15 protein-coding genes are annotated in these 16,045 nt (G+C 73.3%); 10 read left to right on the top strand and 5 right to left on the bottom strand.

Annotated features, from left to right (window positions below; translation table 11 throughout):
- Positions 1-19: 19 nt before the first annotated feature.
- The 3 genes from Q0195_RS01245 to Q0195_RS01235 form a co-directional block, all read right to left on the bottom strand.
- Positions 20-3,856, bottom strand: coding sequence for an immunoglobulin-like domain-containing protein (locus Q0195_RS01245; RefSeq protein ID WP_299273474.1), 3,837 nt, complete (start codon positions 3,854-3,856; stop codon positions 20-22).
- A gap of 404 nt (positions 3,857-4,260) precedes the next feature.
- On the bottom strand, positions 4,261-4,929 hold the full coding sequence (locus tag Q0195_RS01240; protein ID WP_299273471.1) for a TrkA family potassium uptake protein: 669 nt from the start codon (positions 4,927-4,929) through the stop codon (positions 4,261-4,263).
- 46 nt (positions 4,930-4,975) lie between these two features.
- Positions 4,976-6,376: a potassium transporter TrkG gene (locus tag Q0195_RS01235; protein WP_299273468.1), complete on the bottom strand. Its 1,401-nt coding sequence runs from the start codon at positions 6,374-6,376 to the stop codon at positions 4,976-4,978.
- 42 nt (positions 6,377-6,418) lie between these two features.
- Between Q0195_RS01235 and Q0195_RS01230 the strand changes: the two genes are divergently transcribed.
- The 4 genes from Q0195_RS01230 (at position 6,419) to Q0195_RS01215 (ending at position 9,305) form a co-directional block, all read left to right on the top strand.
- Positions 6,419-7,588 (top strand): acetoin utilization protein AcuC, encoded by a 1,170-nt coding sequence (locus Q0195_RS01230; RefSeq protein ID WP_299273465.1) that lies wholly within the window; start codon positions 6,419-6,421, stop codon positions 7,586-7,588.
- Positions 7,589-7,676: 88 nt separating this feature from the next.
- Positions 7,677-7,886, top strand: a complete 210-nt coding sequence (locus Q0195_RS01225) for a helix-turn-helix domain-containing protein (protein ID WP_299273462.1) — start codon at positions 7,677-7,679, stop codon at positions 7,884-7,886.
- Between the two features lie 37 nt (positions 7,887-7,923).
- Positions 7,924-9,096, top strand: coding sequence for a sugar phosphate nucleotidyltransferase (locus tag Q0195_RS01220; RefSeq protein WP_299273459.1), 1,173 nt, complete (start codon positions 7,924-7,926; stop codon positions 9,094-9,096).
- Positions 9,097-9,206: 110 nt separating this feature from the next.
- On the top strand, positions 9,207-9,305 hold the full coding sequence (locus tag Q0195_RS01215) for an AURKAIP1/COX24 domain-containing protein (protein ID WP_005504750.1): 99 nt from the start codon (positions 9,207-9,209) through the stop codon (positions 9,303-9,305).
- A gap of 72 nt (positions 9,306-9,377) precedes the next feature.
- Here Q0195_RS01215 and Q0195_RS01210 read toward each other — a convergent pair whose 3' ends face one another.
- The gene (locus tag Q0195_RS01210; protein WP_299273455.1) at positions 9,378-10,211 is read right to left on the bottom strand and encodes an HAD-IB family hydrolase; all 834 of its coding nucleotides are present in this window, start codon (positions 10,209-10,211) and stop codon (positions 9,378-9,380) included.
- Positions 10,212-10,247: 36 nt separating this feature from the next.
- Here Q0195_RS01210 and Q0195_RS01205 point away from each other — a divergent pair, with 36 nt between their 5' ends.
- Positions 10,248-10,490: a glutaredoxin family protein gene (locus tag Q0195_RS01205; protein ID WP_299273452.1), complete on the top strand. Its 243-nt coding sequence runs from the start codon at positions 10,248-10,250 to the stop codon at positions 10,488-10,490.
- Between the two features lie 101 nt (positions 10,491-10,591).
- Here Q0195_RS01205 and Q0195_RS01200 read toward each other — a convergent pair whose 3' ends face one another.
- Positions 10,592-11,155, bottom strand: coding sequence for a YceI family protein (locus Q0195_RS01200; RefSeq protein ID WP_299273449.1), 564 nt, complete (start codon positions 11,153-11,155; stop codon positions 10,592-10,594).
- A 188-nt stretch (positions 11,156-11,343) separates the two neighbouring features.
- On the opposite strand from Q0195_RS01200, the gene Q0195_RS01195 reads away from it, so the two are divergent.
- Genes Q0195_RS01195 through ccsB form a run of 5 tightly spaced genes read left to right on the top strand, consistent with a single transcriptional unit; the run spans position 11,344 to position 15,992 of the window.
- Entirely contained in the window at positions 11,344-12,051 is a 708-nt protein-coding gene (locus tag Q0195_RS01195; protein ID WP_299273446.1) for a histidine phosphatase family protein, read from the top strand.
- The gene (locus tag Q0195_RS01190) at positions 12,048-12,635 is read left to right on the top strand and encodes a TlpA disulfide reductase family protein (RefSeq protein ID WP_299273443.1); all 588 of its coding nucleotides are present in this window, start codon (positions 12,048-12,050) and stop codon (positions 12,633-12,635) included. Before Q0195_RS01195 ends, Q0195_RS01190 begins: the two co-directional genes overlap by 4 nt.
- On the top strand, positions 12,632-13,444 hold the full coding sequence (locus Q0195_RS01185) for a cytochrome c biogenesis CcdA family protein (protein WP_299273440.1): 813 nt from the start codon (positions 12,632-12,634) through the stop codon (positions 13,442-13,444). The genes Q0195_RS01190 and Q0195_RS01185 overlap by 4 nt, the downstream gene beginning before the upstream one ends.
- Positions 13,445-13,473: 29 nt before the next feature.
- Positions 13,474-15,024 carry a cytochrome c biogenesis protein ResB gene (locus Q0195_RS01180; RefSeq protein ID WP_299273495.1) on the top strand — a complete coding sequence of 517 codons (1,551 nt, stop codon included), beginning with the start codon at positions 13,474-13,476 and terminating at the stop codon, positions 15,022-15,024.
- Positions 15,021-15,992 (top strand): c-type cytochrome biogenesis protein CcsB, encoded by a 972-nt coding sequence (gene ccsB / locus Q0195_RS01175; RefSeq protein ID WP_299273437.1) that lies wholly within the window; start codon positions 15,021-15,023, stop codon positions 15,990-15,992. The genes Q0195_RS01180 and ccsB overlap by 4 nt, the downstream gene beginning before the upstream one ends.
- Positions 15,993-16,045 lie beyond the last annotated feature (53 nt).

The following is a 16,045-nucleotide window of genomic DNA, read 5'->3' as shown; positions in this document are numbered from 1 at the left end:
CGAGGAGACGCGACACACGTCAGCCGCAGGAGTGGGCGTCGTAGGCCGCCTCGATCTCCCGGCTCACCGTCTCGCCGCCGACGACGGCGGAGACGGCGACCGTCACCGACCCCGCCGGGACCGCGGGCTCCCGGGTGGTGAAGGCGTGGGAGACGCCCCGGCCCTCACCGAGCCCGGTGACCGTCTTCGACCCCCACGACGATGTCGCCGTGAGGTCGACCGGCACCTGCGCACCGTTCGTCACGCGGACGGTCACGACGGACCGCCCGACGACGCAGCGGGTGTCGGCGACGGCCGTGACGTCGGCGAGCGGAGCCTCGCCCCCGACGGTGGCCGTGTCCTGCGAAGCCAGCAGGATGTCGTGCCCGAGGAACTCGGCGGTCACCGTGTCCCCGTCCGCGAGCGACCCCGGGAGGGCGACCTCGGCGACGCCGTCCTCGAGGTAGACGGTCTCGGACCAGTCGCCGGCGGAGAACCGCACGCGGCCACCGGTCTCGAACCCGTCCGCGGCCTCGACGGTGGCGGTGGCGGCGTCCCCGTCGACGGTGACCGCGGTGGTCGTGGCGACGTCGTCGTTGGGGATCCCCCGGATGGCGTTCCACTCCCGCAGGGTGATCGGGATGACGGTGCCGTGACGGGGCCGCGGGACCCCGGCGTTCGTCATCGTGATCGGCTTGGCCTCCCACGTGGGCGCCTCGATGTCCTCACTGCACGCCGCCTGGTAGCCGCCGCCGTTCGTGTACCGGTCACCCCAGAGGTAGAACTGGCCGGGGCAGGCGGTGTCGCCCGGGTTGGCCTGGAACAGGATCGGTCCCTCGTAGCCCTGATTGGGGTCCCACGTCGTGCGACCGAGCGCGGGGGCGACCAGCTCCCAGTTGTCGATGTTGCTGTCGAGGAAGTCGGTGTGCTTCTCGGAGAAGATGTCCGACCCGGCGTTGCCCGCCTCGTTCTTCGTCACCCGGTAGTAGTAGTCGCCGACCTTGAGCGCGGTCGTGTCGATCCGCGACTGCGGGAACGGGTCCTGCCACACCTTCGGCTCGGAGAAGGTCCGGAAGTCGCGCGTGATGTTGTACCACATCTGCGCGTTGCCCTGACCGGTGCGGTTGACCGGGTCGTTCCACAGCGACTGGGCCCAGAAGACGGCGTAGGCGCCGATCTCCTCCACCCACAGCGACTCGGGGGCGAAGGCGTTGCCGGCGTCGTCCGGCGCGACCTTGACGTGGCGCTGCGGAGTCCAGTTCACGAGGTCGTTGGACTCGAAGACCTCGATGTACTGGGTGTCGTTGATCGCGTAGCCGCCCTGGTCGTACCAGTTGAGGTCGGTGGCGATCATGTAGAACGTGTCGCCGTCCGGGGAGCGGACGATGTGCGGGTCGCGCAGGCCCTGGTCGCCCAGCTGGGAGATGAGCGAGGGGCGGCCACCGGTGAGCCCGGTCCAGTCCAGGGCGGTGTTCCCGTTCGACGTCGCGAACATGATCTGCTCGCCGTCGGCGAGGTTCTCGCCCTTGAAGTAGCCCATGAAGTAGCGCTCCATCTCCTCGGTCCGCGGCAGCGCCCGGATCGTGAAGGGGAACGTCTTGGTCTGCGACGCCTCGCCCTTGGTGATGGTCGCGGTCAGCGTGCCCGAGACGTCCGGGTGCCCGTACGGGGGCCGGGTCACCTCGCCGGTGGGCGTGATGAGGTCCGACGTCGAGCTCCACGTGATCGTCGAGCCGAACTCCCCCTCCGCGGGCAGCGTGATGTTGCCGCGGATGTCGTCGGTGGCGGCGAGCTCGAGGTCGAACGCGTCGCGCGCGACGGCGTCGGCGTCGACGAACTCGGCCTTGACGACCACCGGGATCTCCCGGACGGTGACGTCGTAGGCGCCCTTGCGCACCGTGGCGGTCAGGGTCGCGGTCGCGTCGGGCTCCCCGACGGCGGGCCGGGTGACGCGGCCGGTGACCGGCACGTTCGGTGCGGTGGGAGGCGGGGTGTAGACGTCGACGACGGACGGGTCGGAGGAGGTCCAGGTGATCGTGGAGCCGGCCACCGAGCCGACCTTGGGCAGGTCGATGTCGCGGACGATCGCGTCGGTGAGACCGAGGTCGATGGCCTCGGCGTCGGCGCGGACACCGGAGGAGACCGTCGCGTCGGCGAGCGCGAGCGCCTCGTCGGCGCTCACGGCGCGGTCGTAGACCCGGAAGTCCCGGATCGTGCCCCGGAAGGAGTAGTCACCGGAGACCTGCGAGCGCGCGAGGAAGTTGCAGTTGGTGCCCGAGGCGTGGACCGAGGGCGGGGTGGTGAGGTTCGTCGCCTGCGCGTAGCGCACCCCGTCGACGTACACGGTGCCCGTCCACGTCGTGCCGTCCTCGTTGAGGGCCTGGGTGTAGGTCACGTGCTTCCACGCGCCCTCGAGCAGGCGGCCGCCGTTCTGCATGAGGTTCTGGTTGCCGACGGCGACGCGGAAGCGCTCACCGGGGCGAGGGGCCGTGTTCGAGGCGTAGATGGAGGCCTGCAGGCCGGAGTCGACGTCGCACGAGCCGGCCTTGCTGCCCAGGCTCCACATCTGGTGGTTGCCGACGTTCGCCGGGTCGACCCAGACGTCGTAGTCGATGGTGAGGTTCGTCATCCCGGCGGTGAGGTCGTCCGGGAGCCTGACGTAGGCTCCCTCGAGGGAGTCCTCGTAGGAGTCGGGGTTGAAGCGCACCCCCTCCCCGGTCAGGGTCGCCTTGTCGGCGTTGACGAGCTCGGCGTCCGCCTCCCTGCCCGCGCTGCCGGAGTTGGCCAGGACGGTGCCCTCGGTCTCGTCGAGACGGAAGTGGTGGACCAGGCCCTCGGCCAGCTCCTCCTCGCTGAACCCGACGCGTCTGAGCACGGTGACCTCGAAGTCCTTGGAGGCGGTGAGGCCCCGGTGGGTCACCGTCGCGGTGAGCGTGGCCGTCGCGTCCTCCTCGTCCGGCGCGGGGCGGAACACCTGGCCGGTCTCGGTGACGACGGTCGGGTCGCTCGAGGTCCAGGTGAGTCCCGGGAAGCTCGGCAGGGTGAGGTTCTCGGTGAGCGCGCTGGTGTCCGGCAGGGTGACGGCGTCCATCATCTCGGCGAGGTTGTCGGCCGCGAGGTCGGAGGCCAGCGCGGCGATCTCGGAACCCGGCAGCGCCGCGGAGTAGACGCGGAAGTCCTTGACGATGCCGCGGAACTGTGCGGGCCGCCCCGAGTCGACGGGCGAGCGGCCGATGAAGGCCGAGGGGGCGGTGATGTCACCCGGGCGGAGGGTGACCGAGTCGTTGGTGCCGACGAGGACGCCGTCCTCGTAGAGGCGCATGGTGCCCGGGGAGGTGGCGTCGCCGCCCTCGATGGTCACGGCGACGTGGGTCCAGGTCTCGCGCGTGAGGCCGTGGGTCCCCCCGACCGTCTGGGCGGTCCCGCCGTCGGGGCCGGTGAGCGTCACCTCGTGCCGGGCGAAGATGGCGTTGTCGTTGCCGGGGTGGGCGCTGAGGGACCCGCCGGCCTCGGAGCTGAGGCCGAAGGTGTACATCGGTGCCCCGGGGGCGGTGCCCATGGCGCGGACGTCGAAGGCGATCGTCACGTCGTCGAGGCCGCTGAGCAGGGAGTCGGGTAGCTTGACGGCCGGCGTGGTGCCGGACCCGCCGGGCAGGTAGAGCCCGCGGCCGGACTCCCACCGCGCGGTGCCGCCGGCGTTGTCGACGACCTCCGCGTGGCGGTCGTTGCCCGAGGCGTCGGTGACGACGGAGCCGCTCGTCTCGTTCAGTGGGTAGTGGACGACGAGCCGGTCGTCCTCCGAGCCGGTGACCGGCTCGGAGGACGCGGGTGCCGCCACGGCCCCGAAGGCCAGCGTCAGTGCCGCGACGGAACCCACCGTTCTGAGTCGCGCACGTGCAGGTGGACTGGTGGACATGGGTGAAGACCCTCCTCGGTCTGCGCGGCGGCGTCGCCGCGTCCTACTGCTGCTGCGCCCATGACGGGTGGTCGACCCGGTGGCCTGCGCGGCCCTCGCCCGGGGTGTGGGCGTGTCATCGCGCGAGTGCGTCGCGGGGCGGTCGCGCCGCTCCGCGAGGCGTGGTGCCCGGGAGCCGGGCAGGGGCTCGTGGCTCCCACAGACCTCCTCGTCAGCCGTTCCCGGTCGGGCTGCGTGCACGGGACAGACCTCGTCCCGGGCCCGTGAAGCAGACGTTAACGCTCACATCCTCATGAGGTCAAGGGTCGGGCGGCAGATCGTCCGGGGCGCGTGTCAGGGACGCGGGCCCGGACGCAGGCGGTTCCTCAGGGACGTGCGGCGAACGCCTCGAGCAACGCGGAGTCCCCGGAGACGATGATCGTGTCGCCGGGGTTGATGCGGGTCTCGTCGGTGGCGTACTCGAAGGCCTCGCCCGGCGACTTCACCCCGAGCACGGTGACGCCGTACTTGGCCCGGATCTGCGACTCGCCGATGGTGAAGCCGTGGGTCTCCCGCGGGGGCCGCATCTTGACGATGGTGAAGCCGTCCTCCATCTCGATGTAGTCGAGCATCCGGCCGGTGACCATGTGCGCCACCCGCTGCCCGGCGTCGTGTTCGGGGTAGACGACGTGGTGGGCGCCGATGCGCCGCAGGATCCGGCCGTGCTCCGCGGAGGTGGCCTTCGCCCAGATCTGCGGCACCTCCATGTCGACGAGGTTGGCGGTGATGAGGACGCTGGCCTCCAGCGAGGTGCCCACCCCGACGACCACCACGGAGAAGTCCTGGGCGCCGAGCTGCTCGAGGGCGTCGGGGTTGGTGGCGTCGGCCTCGATGATCGGCAGCCGCCCGGACCACTGGGTGACGAGCTGGGCGTCCTTCTCCACGGCGAGCACCTCCCGTCCGAGGTCCTCGAGGGTGGCTGCCAGGGCACCGCCGAAGCGGCCGAGCCCGATGACGAGCACCGCGCTCGCGCGCGGGAGCTTGCTCTGCGCCATGTGCGCCTTCCTTCCCTGCCGGTCCGTACCTGCAGTGTGCCCCCGGTCAGCCGACGATGGGCGGCTCGGACGGCATGCGGATCACCCGGCGGCGCTGCCGCACCGCGAGCGCCGCGGCCAGGGTGATGGTCCCCAGCCGGCCGGCGAACATCAGCGCCGCCAGCACGTACTTCGCCGCGTTCGGCAGGTCGGGGGTGATCCCGGTGCTCAGCCCCACCGTGGCGAAGGCGGAGATCGACTCGAAGAGGACGAGCTCGAGGTGGTGGTGGGTGAGCGCGAGCAGCGCCAGGGTGGCCACCCCCACCAGCGTGGCGCCGAGGAACGCCACCGCCACGGCCAGCCGGATCGTCGTCGTCCCCACCCGGCGCCCGAAGGCCTCGGCGTCGCGGTCGCCCCGGGCCTCGGCGACGATGGCCAGGACGAGGACGGCGAACGTCGTCACCTTGATCCCGCCGGCCGTGGACGCCGAGCCGCCCCCGACGAACATGAGCGCGTCCTGGAGGAACCACGTCGTGTCGCTCATGTCGGCGACCTCCACCGTCGTCAGCCCCGACGAGCGGGCGTTCACCCCGGCGAGCAGGGAGGCGAGCACCCGGTCCGCCACGGGCAGCCCGCCGAGCGTCGCCGCGTTGCCCCACTCGAAGAGCGCGAAGCCCAGCGCCCCGCCCACCGCGAGGAGCGCGTAGGTGACGAGCGTGAGCTTGGAGTGCAGCGACAGCCGGCGGGTGCGGCGGACCCGCTCGGCGAGGTTGAGGATCACCGGGAAGCCCAGCGCCCCGACGGCGCCGCCGAACACGATCGGCAGGCACATCCACCAGTCGCCGACGAACGGTGCCAACCCGCCCTCCAGGACGACGAACCCGGCGTTGTTGAAGATCGACACCGCCATGAAGACGGCGTGCCACAGCGCCGGCCCGAACGCCTCCCCCAGGACGAGGAACCGGGGGAGCAGGACGAGGGTGAGGACGAGCTCGACCGACACCGAGGCGACGACGACGGCGCGCACCAGGGTGCCGACCTCCCCGAGGCGGGTGGTGCCGGTCTCGGAGGCGGCGAGCAGCCGCTGCGTCAGCCCGATCCGCCGGGAGACGGCCAGCCCGAGGATCGAGGCGAGGGTCATCACCCCCAGGCCGCCGATCTTGACGCCGACGGCGATGACGGCCTGGCCCAGACCGGACCAGTGCGTCGCGGTGGGCACCGTCTCCAGACCGGTGACGCACACCGCCGACACCGCCGTGAACAGCGCGTCGACCAGGTCGGCCCGCTCCCCGCTGCGGGTGGCCGCGGGCAGGGACAGCAGGGCGGCGACGACGGCGACGATCCCGGCGAAGACGAGCAGGGCGAGCCGTGCGGGGGAGTGGCGCGCGACGTGGTCGACCGCGTCGCGTACCGCACCCAGGACACGGGCCGGCAGCCGCGGTCCGCGGTCGATCGTCCCACCGGTCACGCGCTCACCTTGCCACGCCCACGCCCGCGCTACCGTGGCGGCATGCCCAGACCCCTGCTCCTGTGGAGCGAGGAGCTGCTCGAGTACAACTTCGGCGCGGGCCACCCGATGGCGCCCCTGCGCCTGGCGCTGACCCACCGGCTGCTGGCGGACCTCGGGCTGCTCGACGCCTTCGACGTCCAGCCGGTCGTCGCCGCCGCCGACGAGGCTCTGCTGCGGGTGCACGAGGCGGAGTACCTCGCCGCCGTCCGTGCCGCGGGGGAGGGGCGGCCCGACCCGGCGCGCGGGCTCGGGGAGCAGGACAACCCGATCTTCGCCCACATCCACGAGGCCGGGGCCCGGGTGGTCGGGTCGACGCTCACCGCCACGACGGCGGTCTGGGAGGGCCGGGCCCCGCGGGCGCTGAGCCTGGCCGGGGGGATGCACCACGCCATGCCCGCCCGGGCGTCGGGGTTCTGCGTCTACAACGACCTCGCCGTGGCGATCGCCGCCGTCCTCGACGCCGGGGCGCAGCGGGTGGCCTACGTCGACCTCGACGCCCACCACGGCGACGGGGTCGAGCGCGTCTTCTGGGACGACGACCGGGTGCTGACCATCTCGGTGCACCAGCACCCCGGCACGCTCTTCCCGGGCACCGGCTACGCCCAGGACGTCGGCGGGCCGGCGGCGCGTGGCACGGCCGTCAACGTCGCGCTCCCGCCGCGGACCGGTGACGGCGCCTGGCTGCGGGTGATCGACGCCGTCGTCGCCCCCCTGCTCGAGGAGTTCCGGCCCCAGCTGCTCCTCACCCAGCACGGCTGCGACGCCCACCGGCTGGACCCGCTCGCCGAGCTGGCCGTGTCGGTCGACGCCCAGCGGCAGGCCGCGCTGCTCATGGCCGAGCTCGCCGAGGAGCACGCCGGGGGCCGCTGGGTCGCCACCGGGGGCGGGGGGTACGAGGTGGTCAGCGTCGTGCCACGGGTGTGGACCCACCTCGCCGCGGTGGTCGCCGGCCGACCGCTGGACCCCGCGACCCCGGTGCCCGAGTCGTGGCGGCGCACCATCGCCGAGCTCGCCGACGTCGACGCCCCGCTGACCATGAGCGACGACGCCGCCGCCACGTTCCGGCCCTGGTCCGCGGGCTACAACCCGGACGACCCGGTCGACCGGGCGGTCATGGCCACGCGCGGGGCGGTCTTTCCGTGGCACGGCCTCGACCCGCTGTTCGTGTAGCGGGGCGTTTCCCAAATCGGGCGGTAGGCTCTATTGTGCGAGCGTATCTCCGCGCGATGCGGCTCCCGGACGACACAGGCAGGTGGACATGGCCGAGCAGCAGGCCCCGCGTTTCCTCACGGTGGCCGAGGTTGCCGAGCTCCTCCGGGTGTCGAAGATGACCGTCTACCGCATGGTCCACGCCGGTGACATCCCGGCGGTGCGGGTCGGCCGCTCCTTCCGGGTCCCCCAGCTCGCGGTCGAGGAGATGCTCAGCACGGGGATCGGCGACTGGACCCCGGAGAGCCAGGCCCGCTGAGCGCGCCACATCCCGCTCGTTGGGAGACGATCACGGGATGGCTCCACCGCGTACCCTGCTCGTCGTCCTCGCCGGCGGTGCGGGCTCCCGTCTGGAGACGCTCACCGAGCGGCGGGCCAAGCCCGCGCTGCGCTTCGGCGGCAGCCACCGGCTCATCGACTTCCCGCTCTCACACGCCGCCAACAGCGGCATCACCGACGTGTGGGTGATCGAGCAGTTCGAGCCCGAGTCCATCACCGCGCACCTCGCCGGCGGTCGGCCGTGGGACCTGGACCGCTCCCGCGGCGGGCTCATGGTGCTCGGCCCGCACCGCGGCGACGACCGCGAGGGCTGGCACAGCGGCACGGCGGACGCCCTGTGGCGCAAGGCCGACCGCATCCGCGACCACGGCCCCGAGGTCGTCCTCGTCGCCTCCGCGGACGCCGTCTACCGGATGGACTACGCCGACGTCGTGGCCCACCACCTCGCCGTCGACGCCGAGGTCACCATGGTCACCACCCGCCACGACGGCGACGTCACCCGTTACGGGGTGGTCCTCGCCGAGTCCGGACGAGTGACCGACTACGCGCTCAAGCCGCCGGAGCCGCGGTCCCACGTCGTGACCACCGAGGTCTTCGCCTTCACCACCGCCGCGCTGCTCGCCGGCCTGGAGTCGGCGGCCGCGGCCGCCGGCGAGGAGGAGGGGCTGGGGGACCTCGGGGAGCGGCTGCTGCCCGCGATGGTGGAGCGCGGCGGCGCCGCCGACTACCGGCACACCGGGTACTGGCAGGACGTCGGCACCGTCGACGCCTACTGGCGCACCCACCTGGAGCTGCTCGAGCAGCCCGCCTTCTCCCTGGACGACCCGACCTGGCCGATCCGTACCCGCACGCTGCGGCACGTCGGCGCCCGCGTCCACTCCGCGGGGCGCGTGGAGGACTCGCTGCTCTCCGCCGGCGTCGTCGTCGAGGGGGTGGTGCGGCGCAGCGTGCTGTCCCCCGGGGTGCAGGTGGCACCCGGTGCCGAGGTGGTCGACTCCGTGCTGCTCGACGACGTGCGGGTGGGGCCCGGCGCCCGGGTGGTGCGCAGCGTGGTCGACGAGGGTGCCCGCATCCGCGGCCGGGCCGAGGTCGGTGGGGACGGGCCGCAGGACGAGGTCGCGCTCGTCGGTGGCGGCAGCGTCGTCCACCCGCGCAAGCGGATCCCCGCCGGAGGTCGCTACCCCGGGTGACGGTTCTCGCGCCGCGGGCGGTCCGCCGAGACTGTAGACTCGCCGCGTTCTGCGTGTAGTCCCGTGCTGCGCGCCACCCCGTCCCGGCTCGACCAGCACTGCGAGGTTCCATGGGTTCTGTCATCAAGAAGCGCCGTAAGCGTATGTCGAAGAAGAAGCACCGCAAGCTGCTCCGCAAGACGCGGCACCAGCGCCGCAACAAGAAGTGAGCGCTGACCGTTGACGTCCCCAGGCCCGGCACCTGCCGGGCCTGGCGCGTCTCCGGCTCCGGCCGGCGGCCGTCAGCGGCCGGTGAGGCGGCGGCGCAGGGCGCGTACGACCACCGTCGCGGTCCACACCACACCGGCCCACCAGGCCCCGCGCACCCCGGTGCGCACACCCCGGCCGACGTCGCGCCGCCGGCGGCGGAAGTCACGCACCGGCCAGCCGACCTCCGCGGCGTGCAGGCGCAGCCGCGGCTCGGGGTTGATGGCACACGGCGAGCCCACGGTGCTGAGCAGCGGGATGTCGTTGACCGAGTCGCCGTAGGCGAAGCTGCGGGCGAGGTCGATCCCGCGCTCGCGGGCCAGGGCCAGCACCCGCGCCTTCTTGCCCTCGCCGTGGAGCATGTTCCCGCTCAGCTCGCCGGTGTAGACGCCGTCGCGGTGCTCGGCGACGGTGCCCAGCGCGCCGGTGGCGCCGAGCCGGCCGGCGATGAGGTCGGCGATCTCCACGGGGGTGGCGCTGACGAACCAGACCTCGTGGCCCGCCGCGCGGTGCTCCTCGATGAGCGCCCGCGCGCCGGGGAACACCTTGGTGGCCAGGACCTGGTCGTAGACCTCCTCACCGATGGAGACGATCTCGGCCACGGTGCGGCCCCGCACGACGCGCAACGCGCGGGCGCGGATCGTGGCGATACGCCGCAGGCTCTCCCCCAGCAGCAGGTAGAGCACGGAGTGCCCGGCGAAGAAGGCGATGTCCCGCAGCCCGAAGAAGTCGCGGCGGTAGAGCTCACGGGCCAGGTGGTAGGCGCTGGCGCCGCGGATGATCGTGTTGTCGATGTCGAAGAACGCGGCGACGACGGGAGGCGGGTCGGCTGCGGCGTCGCCGTCGTCCGGCCTGGTCGTCGCGTGCACCCCTCCACCCTAGAGCGAGGCCCGTAGGATCGGGGCGTGGCCGAGACCCGAGTGACCCTCTACTCCCGCGACGGATGCCACCTGTGCGACGAGGCCCGCCGGGTCGTCGTCGCCGAGTGCGACCGGGCCGGCGCCGCCTGGCAGGAGGTCGACGTCGACACCGACGGCGAGCTGCGGGCCCGCTACGGGGAGTACGTCCCGGTCGTCGAGGTCGACGGCACGGTCCAGGGCTTCTGGCAGATCGACCCGGTGCGGCTGCGCACGGCGCTCGCGGGCTGAGCGGCGCCGGGCCGGGAACGCCGACGGCGGCCGGTGCGCGGGGCACCGACCGCCGTCGGGGAGGCTGTGGCCCGCGCGGTGCGCGGGGGAACCGGGCTGCGTCAGGCCTGGGCGGCGATGGCCGAGATCTCCAGGGAGATGCGGACCTTGTCGCCGACGAGGACGCCGCCGGTCTCGAGCGCGGCGTTCCAGGTGAGGCCGAACTCCTTGCGGGAGAGCTCGGTCTTGGCCGAGAAGCCGACGCGGGGGTTGCCGAACGGGTCGGTGGCCGCACCGTTGTACTCCACCTCGAGGGCGGCGGGCTTGGTCACACCGTTGATGGTGAGGTCGCCGTGCACGGTGAACTCCGGGCCGGTGCCCTCGACGCGGCGGCCGACGAAGGTCCACGTCGGCTTGTTCTCCGCGTCCCAGAAGTCGGCGCTGCGGAGGTGGTTGTCGCGGTTCTCGTCGCGGGTGTCGACGGACGCGGACTTGATCTCCACGTTCACCGCCGAGTCGGCGAAGTTCTCGGCGACGACGATCTCACCGGAGAACTCGGTGAACTGGCCGCGGACCTTGGCGATGCCGGCGTGGCGGACGGAGAAGCCGACCTCCGAGTGCGAGGGGTCGATGGTGTAGGTGCCCGGCGCGGGACGGGTGGCCGTCGTGGTGTCGGTGGCGGTCATGTGGTCCTCCATGGTTGTTGCATCACTTGACGGTTCAACGGTAGAGGGTGATCGATGCATACGCAAGAGGTTGCGCCGGGGAAGTTCCGGGCGGCACCGGGACGGTCCGCACCGCGCCGGGACCGTCCGGGCGGCGGGGCCCCGACGGCCGACCGGGAAGGTCGGCAGAGTTTGCGACACTAGGTGGCATGTCCCGAACCACGGTGCACCTCCTGCGGCACGGCGAGGTCCACAACCCCGACGGCGTCCTCTACGGACGGCTCGAGGGCTTCCGCCTCTCCGAGCGGGGGCAGCGGATGGCGCAGCGGGTGGCCGACGTGCTGCGCGACTGCGGGCACGACGTCCGCCTCGTCGTCGCCTCCCCGCTCCAGCGCGCCCAGGAGACCGCCCTGCCGACCGCGCGGGCCTACGGCCTGGACGTCCTGACGGACGAGCGGATCATCGAGGCCGGCAACGACTTCGAGGGCACCACCGTGGGGACCGAGCGGAGCAGGCTCGCCCACCCGCGCTACTGGCGCCGCTACCTCAACCCGCTGCGGCCCAGCTGGGGGGAGCCCTACCGCCACCAGGTGGAGCGGATGACCGCTGCGATCGCCGACGCCCGCCGCCGGCTGGCCGCGCAGGGCGGCGGGGAGGCGGTGCTCGTCAGCCACCAGCTGCCCATCTGGGTCACCCGCCTCTTCCTCGAGCGCCGCCCGCTGTGGCACGACCCGCGCCGCCGGCAGTGCTCCCTCGCCTCGCTCACCTCGCTGCGCTTCCACGGCGCCCGTCTCGTCGGCCTGGGCTACTGGGAGCCCGCGGCGGACCTCGTCAGCGGCGCCCTGGACCTCCTGCCCGGCGCCTCGGGCGCCGCCGTCCCGCGGCAGGCCGTGCCGGCCCGGACGGAGCGCGCATGAACCGGCTCACGCGCGCGCTGGCGACCCTCGCCGTCGCCGTCGTCGTCCTCACCGGCTGCGGCGGCTCCACCGGCGGGACCGCGACGGACACCACGGGGGCCGGCTACCAGGCCGGTGACGGGTCCTGGACCACGTGGGACCAGCCGGACCGCACCGGGCCGGTCGAGCTCACCGGCACCACCTACGACGACGAGGAGGTCGACCTCGCCGACTGGCGGGGCGACGTCGTCGTCCTCAACTACTGGTACGCGGCCTGCCCGCCCTGCCGGGCCGAGGCCGGCGACCTCGCCGCCATCCACGCCGACTACGCCGACCAGGGGGTGCGCCTCCTGGGCATCAACCCGCGCGACGACGCCGCCACCGCCCAGGCCTTCGAGCGCAGCTTCGACGTGCCCTACCCCAGCCTCCACGACGAGACGGCCCGCGGGGTGGCCGCGCTCCAGGGCCTCGTGCCGCTCCAGGCGATGCCCACCACCGTCGTCCTCGACACCGAGGGCCGGGTGGCCGGCCGGGTGCTCGGCCAGATCGACCCCGGGGTGGTCCGCGGCATGATCGACGACGTCCTCGCCGAGGCGGCCCGATGAGCTGGGACGGCATCGCGCAGACCTTCCAGGCGACCGTCCTCAGCGGCTCCCTCCTCGCCGCCGTCCCCGTCGCGCTCCTCGCCGGGGCCATCTCCTTCGCCTCGCCCTGCGTGCTGCCCCTCATCCCCGGGTACGTCGGCTACCTCGGCGGCATGACCGGCACCCTCGCCCGGCAGCCCGGTGCCCTGGCCGCCGCCGGGACCACGACGACGGCCGCCCGGCGCGCCACCGGGCAGGGGCGGCTGCTCCTCGGGGTACTCCTCTTCGTGCTCGGCTTCAGCGCCGTGTTCGTCCTCCTCGGTGTCGTCTTCGGCGGGCTCGGGCTGGCGCTGCGGCCCTGGCTCGACGTCGTCACCCGGGTCATGGGGGTGGTCGTCGTGCTCATGGGGCTCGCCTTCATGGGCGCGGTCCCCTTCCTCCAGCGTGACCGGCGCCTCCACCTCAGCCCGCGGGCCGGGCTGTGGGGCGCGCCGCTGCTCGGGGTCGTCTTCGGACTGGGCTGGGCGCCGTGCATCGGCCCCACCCTGTCCGCCGTGCTCCTCCTGTCGCTGGAGGACGGCGACCCGGCCCGGGGCGGGCTGCTCGCCGCCGCCTACTGCCTCGGTCTCGGGGTGCCGTTCGTCGTCATCGCGCTGCTCTACTCGCGCACCACCCGGGCGATGGGCTTCCTGCGCCGCCACCGGGTGACGATCATGCGCATCGGGGGTGCGATGCTCGTCCTCCTCGGCCTGGCCCTCGTCACCGGGCTGTGGGGCCACTTCGCGGGCTGGGTGCAGGGCCTGGTCGCCGACTTCGTGACGGTGGTGTGATGAGCTACGCCCCCGAGGGCCTGCGCACGATGGACGACTCCGGCCAGGCGCCCTCCCCGCGACCGGTCGGACTGGGCCTGCGCGGCTGGCTGCGCTGGGCCTGGCGCCAGCTCACCTCGATGCGCGTCGCGCTGCTGCTGCTCATGCTGCTCGGCATCGCGGCCCTGCCCGGCGCCATCGTCCCGCAGAGCCCGCAGGACCCCGCCGGCGTGGCCCGCTACCGCGCCGACCACCCCGAGCTCGCCGAGTGGCTCGAGCGCCTCGGGCTCTTCGACGTCTACACCGCGCCCTGGTTCGCGGCGGTCTACCTCCTGCTGTTCATCTCGCTCATCGGGTGCATCCTGCCCCGCACGAGGTCCCACCTCGCCGCCCTGCGGGCGGCCCCCACCCGCGTCCCGCGCCGTCTCAGCCGCTTCCCCGCGCACGCGACGCACACGACGACGGCGTCCCCCGCGGAGGTCGAGGGCGCGGTCCGGCGGGTGCTGCGCCGCCGCTTCCGGGTGGCGAGCACCCCGGACGGGATCAGCGCCGAGCGCGGCTACCTGCGCGAGACCGGCAACATCGTCTTCCACCTCTCGCTCGTCGGGGTGCTCGTCGCGCTCGCCGCCGGGCAGATGCTCAGCTACCGCGGCCAGGCCGTCGTCGTCGAGGGCCGGTCCTTCGCCAACGCGCTCGTCGACTACGACACCTTCACCCCCGGCTCGCTCTTCGACAGCCAGGACCTCGAGCCCTTCACCCTGACCCTCGACGAGCTCAGCTCGCAGTTCACGGTCGACGCCCAGCCGCGTGACTTCACCGCCCGGGTCACGGTGACCGAGGCCGACGGCCGGTCCCGCGCCGACATCATCCGGGTGAACCACCCGGTGACCGCGGCCGGGGCGAATGTCTACCTCGCCGGCAACGGCTTCGCCCCGCACCTGACGGTCCGCGACGCCGAGGGGGAGGTCGCCTTCTCCCAGCCGGTGCCCTTCCTGCCGGAGGACGACTTCTACACCTCCCGCGGCGTGGTCAAGGTCCCCGACGTCTCCCCGGGGCTCGAGCAGCTCGGTCTCATCGGCTACCTCCTGCCCACCGCCGTCTTCGACGAGGCGGGCGCCCGGTCGGTGCACCCCCAGCCCAACGCCCCGCTCCTCGTCCTGGACGTCTACACCGGTGACCTCGGCCTGGACGACGGCGTCCCGCAGAACGTCTACGAGCTCGACACGGAGCGGATGACCCGCGTCACCCAGGACGAGGAGTCACGCATCCTCCTCGAGCCCGGCCAGGAGGTCGAGCTGCCGGACGGACTGGGCACCGTCAGCTTCGAGGCCCTGCCCCGCTTCGCGGCGCTCGACGTCCGCTACGACCCCTCCCTCACCGTGCTGCTCGTCTCGGCGCTCCTCGCGCTCGCCGGTCTGTCCGCCTCGCTCTTCGTGCCCCGGCGTCGGCTGTGGGTGCGCACGAGCCACGACGCCGACGGACGTACAGTTGTCGAGGCCGCCGCGCTCGCCCGGGGTGACGACCCGGGCCTGGAGCAGGAGCTCGAGCGGGTGCTGACCGCAGTCGGCGCACTCGCGCCCACACCCCAGGAGGACACGTGAACGACCTCGGCCAGCTCAGCCTGCTGGTGATCTACGGGGCCATGGCCGCCTACGCCGTGGCGATGGTCGCCTTCGGCGTCGACGTGTCGGCGCTGCGCGCCGGCGGCCCCACCGGGCGCCCGCGCCGGGCGGCCCGGATCGCGATGACGACGACCACCGCGGGTTTCGTGCTCCACGCCCTCGGCGTGCTGCTGCGCGGCGTCGCGGCCGGCCGGGTGCCGTGGGCGAACATGTACGAGTTCTCCATCGTCTTCACGCTCGTCGCCGTCGGGACCTTCCTCCTCATCCAGCGCTGGCGCGACCTGCGCTACCTCGGCGCCTTCGTCATCACGCCCACCCTGCTCGCGCTCGGGCTGGCGGTGTCGGTGTTCTACATCAAGGCCGACGGCGTGCGCCCCGCGCTGGACCACTACTGGCTGGTCATCCACGTGTCGGTGGCCACGACGGCGATCGGCATCTTCGCCGTCGCGGCCGCCGTGTCCCTGGTCCAGCTGGTCAAGGACCGCGGCGAGCGGACCGCCACCGCCCGCGCTGCCCGGCCCGTCCCCGCGGCCGCCGCCGGGAGCTCGCTGCCCGCCGCCGGGAGCTCGCTGCCTGCCGGTGAGGACGCCGCAGACGCCGGTCGGGGGTTCTGGGGCCGGCTGGCCGACGCCCTGCCCGGCTCGGTCGAGCTCGAGCGCCTCGCCTACCGGCTCAACGCCGTGGGCTTCCTGCTGTGGACCTTCACCCTCATCGCCGGGGCGATCTGGGCCGAGCACGCCTGGGGGCGGCCGTGGGACTGGGACCCCAAGGAGGTGGGCACCCTCGTCGTGTGGATCGCCTACGCCGCCTACCTGCACGCCCGGGCCACGCGCGGCTGGTCCGGCCGCAAGGCCGCCTACCTGGGGCTCACCGGCTTCGGGCTGCTCCTGTGCAACTACTACGTCGTCAACCTCTTCACCGACACGGTCCACGGCTACGCCTTCTGAGCGTCGGCGCCGACCGTAGACCGGCCGCCGACCGCCCCGCCGGCCCGGCCGCC

Origin of the sequence: uncultured Georgenia sp. (assembly GCF_937958535.1) — a bacterium.
GTDB lineage: Bacteria > Actinomycetota > Actinomycetes > Actinomycetales > Actinomycetaceae > Oceanitalea.
Note: the sequence above shows the minus strand (reverse complement) of the source record. Positions and strands in the feature narration are given on the sequence as shown.

Bases quoted from the DNA above. Each gene is read 5' to 3' on its own strand.
- Q0195_RS01195 (WP_299273446.1), top strand. From the start codon at position 11,344: ATGTCCCGAACCACGGTGCACCTCCTGCGGCACGGCGAGGTCCACAAC.
- Q0195_RS01200 (WP_299273449.1), bottom strand. From the start codon at position 11,155: ATGACCGCCACCGACACCACGACGGCCACCCGTCCCGCGCCGGGCACC.
- Q0195_RS01180 (WP_299273495.1), top strand. From the start codon at position 13,474: ATGGACGACTCCGGCCAGGCGCCCTCCCCGCGACCGGTCGGACTGGGC.
- Q0195_RS01225 (WP_299273462.1), top strand. From the start codon at position 7,677: ATGGCCGAGCAGCAGGCCCCGCGTTTCCTCACGGTGGCCGAGGTTGCC.
- Q0195_RS01215 (WP_005504750.1), top strand. From the start codon at position 9,207: ATGGGTTCTGTCATCAAGAAGCGCCGTAAGCGTATGTCGAAGAAGAAG.
- Q0195_RS01230 (WP_299273465.1), top strand. From the start codon at position 6,419: ATGCCCAGACCCCTGCTCCTGTGGAGCGAGGAGCTGCTCGAGTACAAC.
- Q0195_RS01220 (WP_299273459.1), top strand. From the start codon at position 7,924: ATGGCTCCACCGCGTACCCTGCTCGTCGTCCTCGCCGGCGGTGCGGGC.
- Q0195_RS01190 (WP_299273443.1), top strand. From the start codon at position 12,048: ATGAACCGGCTCACGCGCGCGCTGGCGACCCTCGCCGTCGCCGTCGTC.
- Q0195_RS01185 (WP_299273440.1), top strand. From the start codon at position 12,632: ATGAGCTGGGACGGCATCGCGCAGACCTTCCAGGCGACCGTCCTCAGC.
- Q0195_RS01240 (WP_299273471.1), bottom strand. From the start codon at position 4,929: ATGGCGCAGAGCAAGCTCCCGCGCGCGAGCGCGGTGCTCGTCATCGGG.